The sequence below is a fragment of the Geotalea uraniireducens genome, assembly GCF_027943965.1.
Lineage (GTDB): Bacteria > Desulfobacterota > Desulfuromonadia > Geobacterales > Geobacteraceae > Geobacter > Geobacter uraniireducens.
Genome location: NZ_AP027151.1, coordinates 465,941 through 481,467, shown reverse-complemented (window position 1 = coordinate 481,467; position 15,527 = coordinate 465,941). Strand labels below are relative to the sequence as shown.

The 15,527-nt window shown below is 58.6% G+C and carries 14 protein-coding genes; all 14 read right to left on the bottom strand.

What is annotated here, in order from left to right; genetic code table 11:
* Positions 1-20: 20 nt before the first annotated feature.
* Complete coding sequence (locus QMN23_RS02260; protein WP_282001513.1) at positions 21-620, bottom strand: hypothetical protein; 600 nt, start codon at positions 618-620, stop codon at positions 21-23.
* Positions 620-4,288 carry a conjugal transfer protein TraN gene (gene traN / locus QMN23_RS02255; RefSeq protein ID WP_282001511.1) on the bottom strand — a complete coding sequence of 1,223 codons (3,669 nt, stop codon included), beginning with the start codon at positions 4,286-4,288 and terminating at the stop codon, positions 620-622. The genes QMN23_RS02260 and traN overlap by 1 nt, the downstream gene beginning before the upstream one ends.
* 16 nt (positions 4,289-4,304) lie before the next feature.
* A complete protein-coding gene (locus QMN23_RS02250) occupies positions 4,305-6,257 on the bottom strand; it encodes a hypothetical protein (protein ID WP_282001510.1) in 1,953 nt (650 codons plus the stop codon).
* 4 nt (positions 6,258-6,261) lie between these two features.
* Entirely contained in the window at positions 6,262-8,715 is a 2,454-nt protein-coding gene (locus QMN23_RS02245; RefSeq protein ID WP_282001508.1) for a TraC family protein, read from the bottom strand.
* Positions 8,716-8,717: 2 nt separating this feature from the next.
* The gene (traV, locus tag QMN23_RS02240) at positions 8,718-9,242 is read right to left on the bottom strand and encodes a type IV conjugative transfer system lipoprotein TraV (RefSeq protein WP_282001507.1); all 525 of its coding nucleotides are present in this window, start codon (positions 9,240-9,242) and stop codon (positions 8,718-8,720) included.
* Positions 9,239-10,492, bottom strand: a complete 1,254-nt coding sequence (locus QMN23_RS02235) for a TraB/VirB10 family protein (protein ID WP_282001506.1) — start codon at positions 10,490-10,492, stop codon at positions 9,239-9,241. The genes traV and QMN23_RS02235 overlap by 4 nt, the downstream gene beginning before the upstream one ends.
* On the bottom strand, positions 10,482-11,435 hold the full coding sequence (locus QMN23_RS02230; protein ID WP_282001505.1) for a type-F conjugative transfer system secretin TraK: 954 nt from the start codon (positions 11,433-11,435) through the stop codon (positions 10,482-10,484). Before QMN23_RS02230 ends, QMN23_RS02235 begins: the two co-directional genes overlap by 11 nt.
* Entirely contained in the window at positions 11,432-12,010 is a 579-nt protein-coding gene (locus QMN23_RS02225) for a type IV conjugative transfer system protein TraE (protein ID WP_282001504.1), read from the bottom strand. Before QMN23_RS02225 ends, QMN23_RS02230 begins: the two co-directional genes overlap by 4 nt.
* A 22-nt stretch (positions 12,011-12,032) precedes the next feature.
* Positions 12,033-12,296 (bottom strand): type IV conjugative transfer system protein TraL, encoded by a 264-nt coding sequence (locus QMN23_RS02220; protein WP_199383777.1) that lies wholly within the window; start codon positions 12,294-12,296, stop codon positions 12,033-12,035.
* 55 nt (positions 12,297-12,351) lie between these two features.
* The gene (locus QMN23_RS02215) at positions 12,352-12,657 is read right to left on the bottom strand and encodes a hypothetical protein (protein ID WP_199383776.1); all 306 of its coding nucleotides are present in this window, start codon (positions 12,655-12,657) and stop codon (positions 12,352-12,354) included.
* Between the two features lie 58 nt (positions 12,658-12,715).
* Positions 12,716-13,456: a DsbC family protein gene (locus QMN23_RS02210; protein WP_199383775.1), complete on the bottom strand. Its 741-nt coding sequence runs from the start codon at positions 13,454-13,456 to the stop codon at positions 12,716-12,718.
* Positions 13,453-14,049 carry an OmpA family protein gene (locus QMN23_RS02205; protein ID WP_282001501.1) on the bottom strand — a complete coding sequence of 199 codons (597 nt, stop codon included), beginning with the start codon at positions 14,047-14,049 and terminating at the stop codon, positions 13,453-13,455. The genes QMN23_RS02210 and QMN23_RS02205 overlap by 4 nt, the downstream gene beginning before the upstream one ends.
* 109 nt (positions 14,050-14,158) lie before the next feature.
* On the bottom strand, positions 14,159-14,464 hold the full coding sequence (locus QMN23_RS02200) for a hypothetical protein (protein ID WP_282001500.1): 306 nt from the start codon (positions 14,462-14,464) through the stop codon (positions 14,159-14,161).
* 7 nt (positions 14,465-14,471) lie between these two features.
* Positions 14,472-15,353: a ParM/StbA family protein gene (locus QMN23_RS02195; RefSeq protein ID WP_282001499.1), complete on the bottom strand. Its 882-nt coding sequence runs from the start codon at positions 15,351-15,353 to the stop codon at positions 14,472-14,474.
* Between the last annotated feature and the right edge of the window lie 174 nt (positions 15,354-15,527).

Sequence of the window (15,527 nt, the reverse complement as noted above, 5' to 3'; positions counted from 1 at the left end):
CCTTCCGGAAACCTGACGGCTCATCGCGGCACCGCGAATTCGTTGACTACCATGACTTTTCCCTCCTGCCTGACAATCGAAGGGACCGCCTCCAACCGCAGCCGATCGACGATCGCGCCGTCGGCATAGAACAGGGGGACGTCGAGCCTCTTTCCCAGGCTCCGGTAATAGCCCTCGGTGAGAAGAAGCATCACGTCGATGCGTCCGTTGTATTCCGACGATGCGAACCATTTCACCTGCGCCGGATCGTTCCCGTTTATCACTACCAGGGTCTTGGTGAAGGTGATGTAATCGAGAGGGTTGAAGGTGTACCCTTGTGGGTAGAGTACGCCCCCCTTGCCGTCCGGAATATCCGTCGCCAGGGTCCAGGTCATGTCCACCGGAAACCTTCTGTCCTTGGCAGCGCGTGGCAGGAGCACCCGATCCTGCGGACCGTCGTAGTCTTCGATAGCCTTCCTTCTTACGACCTTGCTCCAGTCGACGCCTTTCGCCCGCTGCTCGATCTCGGTCAGGGCGTCCCGCTCGGCGATCTGGTATGTCGCTCCGACCGTACTCAGGTTTCTGGCATCGGTTGTGGTCGCCACGAACAGCGCCGTTGCCATGACGATAACGCCCTTCATCAGTTGGCCCCCGTCGTTGCCTGGAATTTCTGCTCCACCCGGTTCTGGATCGATGTCTGGGCTCCCTGGATTTTCGTCGCCAGGTCCTTCTGGATGTCGCCGAAGTACTCCGAGAGGTCGATGCGGGAGAAATCCAGCGACTGGAACTCGTCCGGGGTGAAGCCACGGCAATTGGGGGAGCTGGGTGAACCCCAGGCGCCGTCCGCTCCGAACGACTGCAGTTGAGGCCGCCCCTGCTCGTGGATTATCCGCGCCATCTTGGTGTTGAAGCAGCAGTACCCCTTCGCCTTCTGGACGCAGCCGACCAGCGGCCACTTCTTCTCGCAGTAATCGCCGATGTAGTGGCAATCCTTGGACGCGGCCTGCATTCCGGTCTGGATGTCTCCCTGGTCGCAGCCGCTTCCCATGAGGACCTTCATGACCACCATGACGACGATCGCCACGGCGATCGTGGCCGGATTCAGCAACGCTCCCACGTATGCCTGCAGGCCGGAACCGATTGCCGCGGCTCCAGTGGTTCCGCTTGCCGCGGCCGTGGACACGCCGGTGGCGACGGCGCCGCTTACGGTCGTGGTGCCGGTTGCGGTCACGATGCCAACCGATGTTGTGCCGACCAGGGGGGTGAGGGTGGCCGCTCCGCTCGTAACCAGATTCGAGTAGTAGGCCACCTGGCCGATTTCGTAGGCGGTCTGGATGCCGTTGGCGACCATGGAGATGTTGCTCCCCATGTCGTCCGTGCCGATGCTGTCGCTTTCGCAGCAGTTGTTGATCATCCCCACGGTGAGTCCAGGCGGCCGGCAGCGGGAAGCCTTGCCGTTGAAGACGAAGAGCTGGTCGAGGCAGTTGCCGTTCTGGTCCCGCTGGCCGTCGTCCTGCATCATCGACTCGTCCATGATCGTCGTCTCTTCGGTACCGCTAGTCCCTGCGGTGAAGCACTGATTAGGCGAGCACTGCATGGCCCCGTTGTTGTCCATGCAGGTGTACTGGGTCCCGAGGGGACAGGTGTTCATTCCCAGGAAGCAGCTATGGACCGTCGTATTGTAGATTCCGTCGCCGGTGCAGATCGGCACCGCCTCGCATTTCTCGACGGGAAGGCCGTTGTAAGCAGTCCCGGTCGGACAGTCGTGCTGCGCCTCGGAAACGCACTTGTCGAGAGTGCCGGAAAAGGCCACGGTCGCCGCCTGCGAAAAGCCGTCAGGCTTGGGGCACGAGACCGCTTGCAGACATTTGAAATCCGGCTGGCTCCAGGCATAGGAGCCGCAGTTTCTCGTCAGGGCGCCGAGACAGAGATTGAACGTGGCGTCGTAGACCCCGGAGGAACAGACCGGCGCCGAATAGCAGACATTGGCGCCGCTGTCGAAGGCATAGGTGCCGCAGTCCTTCGTCACGGTCGCCTCGCAGACATCCGTCCCGGTGTTGAGGACACCTCCCGGACAGGAAGGTGACTTGACGCAGGTGTTCGATGCGGTGTCGAGGCGAAAGCCGTCGTCGCAGAGCAGGGAGGCCGGGGCGTAACAGGTATGGGTCGTGCTGTCGAAGGAACCGGAGGGACAGGTCGGGTTCTGGTAGCAGACGCTTCCCGACAGGGTGTAGCCGGCATTGCAGGCGTTTACCGGGGCGGAACAAATATAAAGGCCGGACTGGGTGCAGTCGGTGATGCCGGTCTGGTTCCCCCATTGGGTAGTTATCGTTACGCATTGGGTAGTGGTGGGGGGAGCCGTGAGCGTATAGCCCGCGGGGCACGAAACGAACTCCGACAGGTCGGCGCTTGCCGCCGCGCCGGTCGTGTAGGACTTGGAAGCGGGGTATCGCACCTCTCCGGAACAGGAGTAGTAGGTGTAGTAGCTTCCACTCTCCCAGTCATAAGCCTGGGTCGGACACCCCATGCAGTAGGGAGACCCTGAATCGTAATCGTAGAACAGGGTGTAGCCGGGATCGCAGTAGGGGGAGTAATAGTCGTAGTTCCAGTCGAAGATGGTGGCGACCACGGTGAGGGTGTTGCCGCTCCTGGTCTGGGTCAGGTCCGTTCCGGCCCGGCACCACCCATTCCAGTGCGGCCGGTCGCAGCCGCAGTTTCCAGCGCCACCCCAGGCGCACTCCTTTTTGAGCACGACCTGGCCGTTCTGCAGGATGAAGTCGAAGCTGAGACTGTCGAGAGCCGGCGGAGAGGTCGAGTACTGGGTTATTCCGGTGCTCGTGTTTCCTCTGGCCTTGTACTTGATGATCTCCGTCTTGCCGGTGATCGGTTGGGTGTATCCGGTGATGGTGGTTGCCGACGTTTCGCACCGGTTGGTGATGCCGTTGAACGATGTGCCGCTCGGGCAGACCGGCTGCATCTCGCAGCGTCCGGTCGTGGCGCTGTAGTTGTACCCGGACGGGCACGAGATGGTGTACTGCTTCGTGCACAGGTCGTATGCGGGATTGTAGGATCCGGATGAGCAGACGGGAGAGCGCTGGCACTGTCCGGTGGCGGAGTTGTAGGAATAGCCATTGGCGGAGTCGCAGACCGGCATCCAGGCACGTTCGCACCGGTCACTGCTGGCGATGAACGAACCGCCGTCGTTGCATGTGGCGGACTTCACGCAGCGGTCGTAGGTTGGACTCGAGCTGTTGCCGTCGTAGGAGTATCCGGTCGGGCAGTCGTTCTGGACTAGCTTCTCGCAACGGTCGGTTACCGGATTGAATAGTCCGTTTTCCGGGCAATCGATCGACCGAACGCACTTGTCCAACGACGGATCGTAGCTGTAGCCGCTCCCACAGGTGACGACGGCATCGGCTTGGCACATGTCCCGCGAGGTGTTCAAAGCGGAACCGCTGGGACAGATCGGGGCGGAATAGGTCTCCACGCAGTTGACGGACCCTACGGGACAGAAGAGCCCTTGGGTCGTCTGGATGCAGTTGGCTATCTCCCCCGGGTCGGCGGCGTAGCCGTTGTTGTTGAGATCCTGGCCGCAGACCGGCTTCGAGAGATCGGGACCACTCGTTCCGGTCGTCGGAGGTGTAGTGGTTGTGCCGTCTCCCGTTTGCGGAGGCGAAAACGAGGCGGCGCAATCGAGCACCCCGTCGAACTGGACGATCTGCCCGCTCCTCGTCCCGTCAAGCCCGCTCGTCCATTTGCCGTCTCCGCCCATGACGACTGCCTGCGGGTCCTGTCCGCTGTACACTGGAGAAGCCCAGTTAGTGTAGGAAAGCGCGGAGCCGTCAACAGTGGTGAAACCGCTCGCGCCGTATTCCTTCCAGGCGTCAAGGTAGGTGCTTTTGGGCGTGGAGGCGCTTCCCAGGTACTTGCCGTACTGAGTGAGGATGAACTTCTCAGTGTCGGCGCTGTCGATCTTCACCGGCTTTGCAGCTCCGAACTTGCCGAGCGAGAGGAGGTTTTTCAGGGAACCGGTGCTGTCGCCGGTCATGGTGTAGGCGCGAGTGATGTTGGCCGAGAAATCGAAGAAAGTCTCCGCTTCGGAGGTGCCGCCGGTCGCCGCCGATTTTGCGATGGCGTAGGTCTTGCCGTTGTACGAGACGAAGGAGACGAGGGTGTCGCTGTAGCGGATCGTCGTGTTCGGGTTGATCTGATCCTGGCAGCTCACCGCGGCGAGGGCCGTCCGGGGGATGCCACTGAGGGAGACGATCAGTGTTGCATGGATCATGGCGTATAGGATTCGGAACATCATGCTGTCTCACCTCGACCTACAGCGGTTTCTTTGCGCCGCTGGTGCAGATGGTGTCTTTCCCCGCCGTCCGGAGCGTCTGGATGATTGTCGCCGCCTCGTTGAAATCGTTGATGCACTGGCAGTCCTTGACGATCTCTTCCCCCGGACCTGCGGGACAGACGTTGTTGCGGTCGCACACCCGGTAGAAGAAGTCGTATGAGGTCGCGGGATTCCTCATCTCTGTGACATCGCCCGATACCGTCACCTGGGTGTCGTTCTTGGGTTTTCTGGTCTTGCATGCCTGCTCGCAGGTGGGGGACTGGTCGCGTCCGGGAAGGGCGAAACTGCCGGTCGCGTCGCTCCAGCCTCCGGCCGTGAGGCGTTTGTCCTGGAAGTCGAGGCTGGAGGTGTTGTCGGTGACGGTCGTGGTGACCTTGCCGAACCTGGTTCCGATGGCCGAAAAATCGTATGCCTGGTTGCCGCAGACGTAGGTGCGCTTCTTTTGCCACCAGTTGCGGCAGATGGTGTTGATCCCCACCTGGCCGAACAACTGCCGGCAACTGGGAAGTGGAGTGAGCCCGGTGGCGTTGAAGTTCAGCATGGTCTGAACGCCGTCGACTGTTTCGTTCTGCAACCGGCAATCCGGGTCGTTCTCGAGCGTTGCGCACTGGTTGTCCACCCCTTCGCCGTACTGGTCCTCCTTTATCTGAATGTAGTAGCTCCAGTTGTACGTCGGAAACTGGGCGCCAGAAGCTGGACAGACAACGCTGGTCTGGAGGGAGGTGTCGAAGCCGTTCACTATCCCGTCTACCGAGCCGGAGCCGGAAGAACAGCCAGGGCCGGATATGTTGGATAGAGTGAGGTTCGCCTGCATCATCTTTTCCAGCCGGTTCGGGTCGGGCTGAGTAAGAATGACGTCTTTTATGGTATGCCAGCCGTTCCCGCCAGGATTGTCGCCGCAGTTGGAATGGGCCGTCCCAAGACCGCCGGGGCCGGTATCGACGTACTGCATCTGGTATTCGGAATCGCTCACCTTGTGGACCTTTATATAGACCAAGTGGTCGGTGCAGAGCTGGCCGGTCCCCGAGTCGTTGATCGTCCGGACCGTTGTCTGCACCGCACCGTTGCGCTTCACAGTACAGGCGCTCATCTTGCCGCTCGCCTGGGTGGAGGCACCGGAATTGGAGATCAGGTAGTAAAGGCTATTCGGGTCCGTGGACTGGGCGATGGCGGCGTTGTCCCTGCCCGCGGTCAATCCGGCCCAGTTGGTGTAGTAGCCGCTCAGGGTGCTTACGGTCGGCGACGACGCCAGCGAATTGATGGAGCCGGAGGCGGTCGTCGAGTTGCCGGTTACGCGGCCGAAGTAGTCGATCGTCGTGAGGTCGTAGTTGACGCTGGTGATGGTGAAGGCGGAATTGCCATTGTGGATGGCATTGACGATTCCCCCTCCCAGGTCCTGGAGGATCACCGCGCTGTTCGCCCAGACGAGGTTGCTGCCGCAGCTCTGATTGATGCAGTAGCAGCCCCCCAGGTCGGTGATCGATGCGGCGGAATCGGCGATTTTTCCGTCGGGACCGGCCGTCCACTTGAAATACTGGCAATGGTTCCAGGTCCCCGGATCGCAGGCGATATAACCGTTGCCGCAGACCCCTGAAACCGCTCTCGGAAGGGTATAGACGTAATCGAATGTTCCGTTGGTGTCGAGGTACTGGCTGACGATGACTTTCTGCAGGTCGCCGGTCCCTGCCGGCTGGATGAAGACCTCCAGGAATTTCGCCGAAGAGGGCGAGGTGATGTTCGCCTGGAAACTCTGTGAACCATCCAAGGTCTGCAAGAGCTTCGTCGGGCTCGTCAACGGCTGGGAGATGTTCTGGTTTGACCCGTCCTGGCTCCCGAAACGGGAGAGCGCAGTCTGCGCGGAGCCCGTCCCGGCACTCTTGGCGTCGTCGTATGTTCCTCCCAGGGCGTTGCCGGCCATGACTGTTGTCATAACGCTAATCGCCGCGATATTTCCTGACCATCTCCCTAATCGCATCCTCGTACCCCATGCCTCCATCTACCAGCTGCTCGATTTCCGTGATCTCGTCCGCATCCGACGTGAAGACGTAGTAGGAGAAGGGATCGACCGCCAGTCTCCCCACTCCCACGCCGTATGGCGTATCCATGAAGATCTCCGAGTACCTCGGCTTGGCGCTCTTGGTGGACTTGAGGATATCCATGGTGAAGTCGTCGTAGTCGAGCATCTTCTCGTTCCGCGCTTCCTCGAATGCTTTGGATTCGAGATAGAACTTGAAGGCGGAGTTCTCCCGGATGACGTTTCCGACGCCGCCGAAACGCTTCATGTCCAGTACCGACTGGGTGATTATGGTGAAGCTGCCGCCGTACTTGCGTGCGCGGCGGTACCCTTCTTCGATGACTTCCTTCAGGGTCGAGCTCTCCCCCAGGAACTGCCATGCCTCGTCGAATACTATCAGCCGCCGGTCGGAACGGTCTGACAGATAGAGGTCCTGGGTCACGGCGTTGATCACCTGGAGGGTGACGACCCTGAAGAGCGACTTTTTCTGCACGAGCTGTTCGAGTTCGAGAACAACGAACTCGTCGTTGGCGATGTCGAAGGTGCTTCTGCCGTTGAAGAAGCGGCCGAACGGACCGTCACTCCGAAAATCCCCAAGATTGAAGGCGAGGCGGGCAGCCGCATCCTTCACCTCGCCGCCGACGTTGGAATAGCGGTCGAAGTTGGACAGATACTCGTGGACAGTGTCGATCCCGGCGTCATTCCCTTCCTGCTGCCATGCCCAGCGGACCGCTTCCTTGATGAGGGTCATCTCGGTTTCGCTCGGGCTGGAGTTGCCGGATGAGAAGATCATCTGCGCCACGATCGGGGCGATGATCGGGATGTCGTGCTCCACGTCCACGATGTTCGTGAACGGGTTGAGGCAGACGTCCGAATCCTCCGAGAAATCCAGATAGCGGGCGCCGCACAGCATGGTCATCTTCTTGTAGGAGCCGCCGATGTCGATCACCCTCACCTTCGCTTTCAAGGCGTAGTAGTTGAAGAGGAGATAGTTGAGAAAGAAGCTCTTGCCGGCTCCGCTCTCCGCGCAGACCATCGCGTTGTGGTTGTTGACCCCCTTCTTGTGGAAGATGTCGAGGCCGAACAGTTGTCCCTTTCTGCCGGCGAAGAGCATCGCCGGCCGTCCCAGGCCCGAGAAGTCCCCTTGCACGGGCAGGGTGGCGGCAATGCTCCCAACCGGCATGATCTGGTCCCGGTCGAGTGTTTCGACGTTGCTCTTGATGTCGTAGAGGCCGAACGGAAGGGCGGAGATGAAGAGAATGGGGAGAATCCCCTTGTCCTCCTGCATCACGTATCCCTGTCCCTCCCACACCCGCTTGGCCCTAGTTACCGACTCGTTCACCAGCCATTCATCACTGCCGTAGACCCAGAGCATTGGGATGATCTTGAAGAACTTCGTTCCCCGCTCCAGTTCGTCGGCCGCCCACATGTATTCTTCCTGCTTGCGGGCGAGGGACGGGGCGAAGGAACCGACCCCCTTCTGCTGGAGAACGAGGTTGCACTTGGTGTGGAGCTTCTGCTTCTGGTTCTTGAGGATGATGTTCAGGGTGAAAAAGAACGGCGTCCTGATCTGGTCCGAGTCGGTTGGCTGCCCCATGATCCCGCCGAAAAGCTTGTTAGTCTGGATCGGGTTTCCCTCTCGCGGGTAGGCGCGCGGCGTCACGCAGCGAAAGCACTTCGAGCCGAACTTCAACCGGGAAAAGCCGGTTTCGATCGGGGTGGCGAGGAGTACCTGCTTGCGGATCTCCTTGCGGTCGTCGTAGTGGCCGTTGTTTTCCGACGGGGTGTCGTTCATCATCCGGCGCAACCAATCGAGCAGTACCCCAGGCTCAACGCTCCTGGGCGAAAGCCCGGCACCCTGGAGGATCTCCTGGACCGTCCCGTTGATCTCGTCGATGTTGACGTTCGGCAGTTCCCTGTCGGGGAATTTCACGGTGAAAAAGAGCCGGAAGTTGCGGATAGGTATCCCGGACAGATTCGGGAGGCCCTCGACTCCTGATAAATAGAAATCGGAGACGTTTTCTGCGACATCCTGAATCAGCTCGCTTTTCCGGGACTTCATCGAGTTGAAGTCCCGGATGATCGGCGTGACGTTCGGGTCGGCGAAAAGGATGAACTGCATGATCGCCCCGTCGGGAAGATTGAGACGGAAAAGCCCCTCAAGCGTTCTCATGGTCGACTCTCCCGCAAAGATCAGCGGCGAGCACTCCCACATCATCCCCACGGTGTTGTCGATATTGATATAGAGCCGGGATTCAGGGCCGTAGGCTTCCCACGGCAGGTACTCGGCGAACCGGTCGCGCTCTGTCATGGCCCGCAGTCCCGCAACGGTGGCTCCGCCGTCTTTGCCGAAGATGAGATCGAACAGTCCCACGTCTATTCCTCCTCTTCCTCAAGGACTGAATCGCCAAGAATCCAGCGGGGCTCATCAACGAAGAAGTAGACGTACCTGAGCATGTAGAACTCGTTTTCCTGCCCGGTGTAGGGGAGGAGCAGAACCCTCATCGCTTTCGGGGGAGCCACCACCGGTGTCACCGGTTCCTTCAGGAGGCCGTTGAATTTTTCGAAGAGTGCCGAGCGGTAGTGGTTGTAGTTCCGGTCTTCCTGGTTGAGCACCATGGTTGCGGCAGGGGCTGAAGTTGTCGCCGGTTGCGGGTCTGAACAGACCGTTTCAAGCGGCACAGCGCCATCGACATCGCTGTACTTGGATGTGCAGCGCCCCTCCTTTGTGGCGTCCCCTTTGACCTTCGCAGACACGGCCCCGTTGTCCTCGTATGCCTGCTGCACGGAAACGCATTTCCCCTTGTTGCCCTCCGGACAGCTGAAATCGCTCTCGTATGGATTTAACAACGCGCAACCGCTCAGGAACAACGCGCCGATAAGTAATATGGTCTTTTTCACTTCACCCCTCCCTTCGAGATCTTCTTGATCTCCAGGTTCGTTCCTTCACTAACGACAAGCGTGACCGGCTTGGTGGCGCCAACCTCGATGACCGGCAGCGTCTGCCGGGCCAGTTCCATGTAAAACTTCTGGATCTCCTTGAAGCCGTTGGAGAGTCCATTCCCGACCCCGGCAACCGCCAGGTCATTGGCGTTGATCGACTGTGTGGTTCCCAGCGCGCTTACCGAGGTCGTTGTCGCCGAAGCCTTTAGGACGTCACCTACACCGCCGAAGAAACCGGCGATCATGCTGCGTGCGACCATGGAGCCCATCTTGGCGACCACTTTGCCGCGCAGCCCGATCTTGCCGTCCTCATCCACAACGAACCCTTTCACCTTCTGATCGATAACCGCCTGTCCCTTCCTGTCGAGGCACGAAAGGGAAACGAGAAGGAGTTCCGCCCTTTCGGTGGCGAGGTTTCCCCTGCCGTCGGCTATGACGAAGCACCCTTTCAGATTCGCCTTGACGCTGTTGGGAAGAACAGCGGGGGTTTTCACCTTCAGGAGTACAGGGACGGGATTACCTTTCGCTTCCGAGGCCGTAGGTGCGTCCAATCCGGAAAGCAGGGTCGCCTCCATGAAAGAAGGTGGCAGATAGACTGTCGTGTTCTCTTTTTTTTTATCTCCCCCGACATCCTTGGGAGTCGCACTTTGCATAGAGCCCGCAACGATGGTAATGTCGCCGATCTCCGTTTCCGGAGGCGGGAGCGGTTGTCCCTGCGCAGTGCTCGGCATGGAAGGAGGTGGCGGAATGGCGCTCTGGGGAAGCGACGGAGGCGGCGGTACCGGTTGTTTGCTGCCGGATGGCTTGGCCCCTGTTGTGCTGGCCGATTGGCCTTGGGGGTGCAGGGCCGCAGTCGTAACCGGCTGCCCGGCCACCGGCATCGGAACCGGCTGCTGGGGATTCGCCACTACCTGGCCGTTTTTCTGCTGGGAGATTTCCTCGAGTTTTTTCTGCAGCTCGGCCACCTTTTCGTCGCGGCGGGTAAGCTCCTTCTGGCTCTCCAGAAACTGGCTCTTCTCCAGTAGCTTCGGCTCAAGGCTGATGGGCGAGCTCTTTTTATCCTCTTCCGTCTTCAGCTCTTTCCTGCTGCTCGTCAGGTAGATCGCGACGCTCAGGAAAACGGTGAGAATCCCGATCCCGAAAATGACCCCCGTGCGGCGTTGCCCGGAGTTCAGACTGTTCCAGTAGGACAGGAGCCTATTTATCATCGTCCGCCTCCTGTCCCTTGAAGCCCGCTTCGTGTTCCTGCCCCTTCTTCTGGGGAGGGTGGGCTTCGGAATGTCTGGGGTCCATTACCGGAAGCTCTCCGTCGAGCCTTTTCATCCCTTGCCTTGCGGCCCGCTGCTCGACAACGAAGAGCCTGGAGGTGTCTCCTCCCCTGAGCAGATGCCGTTCGAGAGAAACCGCGACCGGGTTCTCCGCGAGTTCCGTGCGGATGAACATCTTCTCGTTCATCTTGAACTGGGGAATTCCCTCCTTAAGGGCAACCTCGTACTCCTTCACCCGAAGCCCTTCACCTTCGATGTCCACCGCTCTTCGGAGCGTCACCCTGATTTCCTTGTACGCGTCGAAACGCTTTACTTCCCTGGTGACCGCGTACGAATCGGGGATCTGCTCGGTAAAGACTTCCCTGATGACCTTGAGCAGCTTTTTCTCGAAAGGCAGCCCGGAATAGAGGGAGATGTTTTCCTTGATCTTCTTCTCCTTGCCGGAGGAAAGCCGGATGGTCTGGGAAGGGATACGCTGGGGGAAGGCGATCATGCTGTAGGTTTCGTCACCGCATACGACGTAGACTTCGGTAGGCGTGGTGGAGTAGACCATCTTGTCGCCCCGCTTCGTCACCTTGAATTTAACGAAGGCGTCCTTCCCGGTGATCTTGATGGTGACCCCCTTCTCGGTCGAGGTCAGGGCCTCCTTGATCTCCGCAGGGCAGGAAATCCGGTTGAGATCGGAGCTTGAGAGCCGGATAGTCGTTGTAACTTCCGGAGGAACCACGACTGGGAACTCCCCTTCGGGAGGGAACTGCTCTGCCGGTTTCTCGACCGGCGCCACACTCCGCTGCTTTATTGTCTGCTCGGTTTTGCCATGGTCGGCTGCGAACGCCATCATCGGCGCCATAACGGCGACCAGAAAAGCGACCTTGTGCATCATGCCTCCTTGTTCTCACCCTGCGCCGTCTTCTCGTAGAGACGGGTGAGGATGAATTTTCCGCTGTCGAAGCGGTATTCGATGATGTAGGTGGTCTGGACGGAATCGGCCTTTTGCTCGGCCATGTAGGTGTTCTTTGTGCCTGTGACCTCGATGCGACGCTTGTCTGCATCGTTGGTGATCGACTGGATATAGAAAGCGCTGGAGGCGCGGGCATTTTCGATCTTGTCGGCCAGCTCGTACAGTTCCTTCCTCGCCTTCTGGAACTCTGAAGGATCGTAGACAGCCAGGATCTCGCTGAACTGGGTCCGGGCGGTTGCCGGGTTGTAGGTGAGGGCCAGTCCGAGAACATACCTGGTGAACTCCTTCAGATATTCGTCCGAAGCCTTGTCGCCGGAAACCATCAACTTCGAGTTTATGACCGGCGGAACGAGGATGACCCTCTGCTTGTCGAGGGCCGTGAAGACTCCGACGGTATTTATGACGACCGCCACCCCCAGTATGATGATGGCGAACTTGAGCAGCCGGTTTTCAGCAAAGATGTTCGAATTGCGTTGGAGGAAAATATCCAGTTTCACTGTCTGTCTCCCTGTCAGGCGATCAATCGAGGAAATGCTTCTGGAAGAAATGGGGATAACCCCTCATTGGCGCGATCCCCGTGAAGTAAAGCGTGTGGCGCAGAAAGCCCCTGGGATACCGTTTCTTCATGCGGCCATATATCCAGGGAAGAACGAACATCAAAAACCAGAAGACGCCGCCGAACTTCTGCGCGAAAATGAAGCCGACCGCCATGAAAGCCATGTCGTCGGGCTCGAACCAGAGGATCTGGAAGGGTTGGCTAAGATATTGGGGGAAACGGACCATCCCGCGTTCTCCTTGAAAAGGGGGGAGTGAATCCCCCCTCCGTCTGTTGTTATAGTTACATTACGCAGCCGAGAGAGGTCACGATGGCGCTTGCGTTGATGAGCAGGACCCCGGCCAGGATGCAGGTAATTGCCGGTGCGAGGGTCTGCTTGACGAAGAAGATGATGCTCGTGAGGATGAGGAGGACAGAGGCGATCGCCCCGAACGGTCCCTTCACCAGCTTGTTGATGAAAAAGTCATAGGCCTCGTAACCGAACGATCCGGCTACGGGGGCGGTGAGGGCCATGGCCTGTGATGCCACGAGGGTGACCGCCACAGCGAGCCCGAACAGTATCAACATCTTTTTCCTGTTAAATTTCATTTTGTTCTCCTTCCTTGTTGTGGTGTGACGACTTGCTACCCTCGTGACTCGTCTGACGTTATTTCGGGACATTCACCCCCTTTCCGTCCAGAAGCGCCTTTATGCGCGGGATGTCCGCCCCGTTGATCGCAACGCCGTCAATCCAGATGGCCGGCGTCCCTTGCACGCCAATGCTCTGGGCGACTTTTTCCATCTCCTCCAGTTGCGAGGCATTGTTTTCATCCTGCGGTATCGGCTTGCCGTCCAGTGTGCCGCTGAGAACCTCACGGAATGCATTCTCCTTCTCCTTCTGCGACAGGATGTAACGGGCCTTCTTTTCCGCATCAGGATGAATTCTCCGAAGCGGGAAGAAGAACACATAGCGGGTGATGTCGGTCCTCTTCGCGAGGAGTTCGTCCACTTTGCGGCAGAAGGGACAATCAGGGTCGGTGAACTCGATGACCTGGTGCGGGCCGGAGCCGATTTTCAGGGCCTTGTCCAGCGGGATGCTTTTCAGTTTCTCGGCCAGGACCTTCTCGCGTGTCTCGGCGGTCAGGTTTTTCCCGTCCTTGCTCCACAGTTCGCCGAACATCAGGAAGCCGTCCGGGCTGAAGTAGAAAACCTGGTTTCCGGCAACGATCTCGTACAGCCCCTTCACGGGTGATTCCCTGAAATTGTCCACTCTCAGATTCGGAAAGCTCTTCTTCAGGTTTTTCTCCTCGGACTTCAGGCTCTCGTTCGCCGCGGAAAGACCCGCCGTGGTGACGATGACCAGGATGATCCCGCCGATCTTGAGCTTTTTCTTCGTCAGAACTCTCACTTCTCCTCCTTTTGCTGTGTGCTTATCTCGACACGTCTGTTTTGCGGCCTGTCATCGGACACGGGACAGCACTCGCCCAGTCCTTTCACTTTCCCCACGGGAACGCCCTTCCCGCGCAGATATGCAGCGACCTTGTTCGCCCTCTTGAGTGAGAGGCGCAGGTTGTGGGACGTGCTGCCAAGATCGCAGGTGTAACCGTCAATGTTGACTACTACGCCTTCAGGAACCGTTTTGATCACCTCGTCGAGTTTTGCCCGCTGGTTCTTCGTCATCTCCCAACTGTCGAAGGCAAATCTGACCGTTCCCAGGAGACAATTGACGCAATCCTTGCGGGCATCGACTGCCGGCGGCGCCGTCTTCAGCACTTCTTTCACCGGGATTTCGTCACGACTCGACCGTACTGCCAGTGGTGGGGGAGCTGGCAGCAAGGAGAGCCGATCATCGGGAGAGCTTGTACAGACCACGAAGACGTCGCTTCCCCTCACGTCTGCCACCTCAAAGGAGTAGTCAAAGGGCCTCTGCTTGATGACTGCGGCTTCGGCAGCGACGGGAACAAGGAGTGCCAATACGATGGCGATGTATCTTCCGGGCATGGGACCTCCGAAATGTTTCTTTCACGGGTAATATCTATGGGGGGGACAGTTGTGCGGACTGAAACGAGGCGGGAAAATGAGAATGCCCCGCGGAAAACGGGGCATTCGGCTACTTCAAAATTTTTTCCAGGACATCGCTGCATGGTTCCAGCGATGGCTTTTGGAGAGCGGTCACCGATGAGGCCGGAGGCCCCGTCTCGTGATGAGCCTTCAGCGGCTGAGGCGAGTCCGTCCCTGGTGACGGTCGGGTTTCCTGGCTCATGAGCTTGATAACTTGAGCCCCCTTGTCGGAGGCAATGAAGTGTTTCAACGCCTCCTGCGTGAACGCAGCCTGCTTCCGACTCCTCCGTAAGCGTGCGAAAGCCTCGATGATGACCGGATCGTATGTGTTGATCTTGATCGTGTACTGTGGCATGTCACCCTCACTTTCCGCCGGCGAGCGACAGGAATCCCCGGGCGTTAGCGAATTCCGGCTCAGGCAGAATGACCACCTCGATGTTCTTTGCCGGAAAGTCGTCTTTGAGAAGTGCTGCCCCTCCGCCGAACAGCAGGACCCGGTTGAAGTCGGCATGCATTCCGACGTGGGCCTGTAATTCCCCCTGAACATCCTTCAGGATGTGCTCGACATAGGCTACTCCCGCTTCATGGATTTCCCTGGTCACGTCATGGCGTTCAAAGCCGTATTGCAGGTACCCTTTCTCGATGAGAAACGCGATCTCGACGGGAGTGAACGTCCCTGATGGAGCGAGGTTCTTGATGCGGGGGAGCAGGAAACTCGTCGCCATTTGATGGACCCCGCGCTTGTTGAGCGTCTTTCCATAGATGATTTGCCTCCTGGCCGGTGAGAAGAGCGTCACTATGACGGTATTGAACCCGATGTCGATGCCGAGAACATTGCCGTCTGGACGTTCGCTCGCTTGGTCAAGGTAATCCCTGATGCCGCCAAGCCCCTGCGGGAAGACGGCGACATCGCTGATCGCACCGCCGGAAAGAGCCTTGGCAATGGCGGGTACCGCTCCCCCGGGCTTATTCTGCTCCAACCAGTAGGAATAAGGCAGGCCGACAGCCAATACCATTTCCCCGGAAGTTTCCGCTATTTGCTGGCAATGTTCCACGAAAACAGGGTAGTACCTTCCCAGTTCCTCCATTGTCTTAAGGTAGGAGGAGCCGGAAGAGAGCAGTGCCTCCTCGCCGATGAGAAGATTGTCTCCGTCATACCGGAAAGCGGAGATTATCCTGCCTTTCCTCTCCCCATAGATCCATTTGGCCGAAGAAAACCCCAGATCACAGACAAGCACGTTCATGTTTGCCTCCCTTATGGTGTCGTTAATGGGGAACAAACGTTCCCCCTTACCCACATATCTAGCGGGGGGACATTTATTGGGGAGGAAATTGGAGAAAAAATGGGGAACTATCCGAACGGTGTCGATTTTGGAGGAGAATTTATACCCATATTCGGAGAGCAGTCCGGTTATCCG

What these genes read in the sequence shown, in the direction of transcription:
- QMN23_RS02260 (WP_282001513.1), bottom strand. Translation starts at nt 620, where the DNA reads ATGAAGGGCGTTATCGTCATGGCAACGGCGCTGTTCGTGGCGACCACA.
- traN (WP_282001511.1), bottom strand. Translation starts at nt 4,288, where the DNA reads ATGATGTTCCGAATCCTATACGCCATGATCCATGCAACACTGATCGTC.
- QMN23_RS02250 (WP_282001510.1), bottom strand. Translation starts at nt 6,257, where the DNA reads ATGACAACAGTCATGGCCGGCAACGCCCTGGGAGGAACATACGACGAC.
- QMN23_RS02235 (WP_282001506.1), bottom strand. Translation starts at nt 10,492, where the DNA reads ATGATAAATAGGCTCCTGTCCTACTGGAACAGTCTGAACTCCGGGCAA.
- QMN23_RS02230 (WP_282001505.1), bottom strand. Translation starts at nt 11,435, where the DNA reads ATGATGCACAAGGTCGCTTTTCTGGTCGCCGTTATGGCGCCGATGATG.
- QMN23_RS02220 (WP_199383777.1), bottom strand. Translation starts at nt 12,296, where the DNA reads ATGGTCCGTTTCCCCCAATATCTTAGCCAACCCTTCCAGATCCTCTGG.
- QMN23_RS02215 (WP_199383776.1), bottom strand. Translation starts at nt 12,657, where the DNA reads ATGAAATTTAACAGGAAAAAGATGTTGATACTGTTCGGGCTCGCTGTG.
- QMN23_RS02205 (WP_282001501.1), bottom strand. Translation starts at nt 14,049, where the DNA reads ATGCCCGGAAGATACATCGCCATCGTATTGGCACTCCTTGTTCCCGTC.
- QMN23_RS02200 (WP_282001500.1), bottom strand. Translation starts at nt 14,464, where the DNA reads ATGCCACAGTACACGATCAAGATCAACACATACGATCCGGTCATCATC.
- QMN23_RS02195 (WP_282001499.1), bottom strand. Translation starts at nt 15,353, where the DNA reads ATGAACGTGCTTGTCTGTGATCTGGGGTTTTCTTCGGCCAAATGGATC.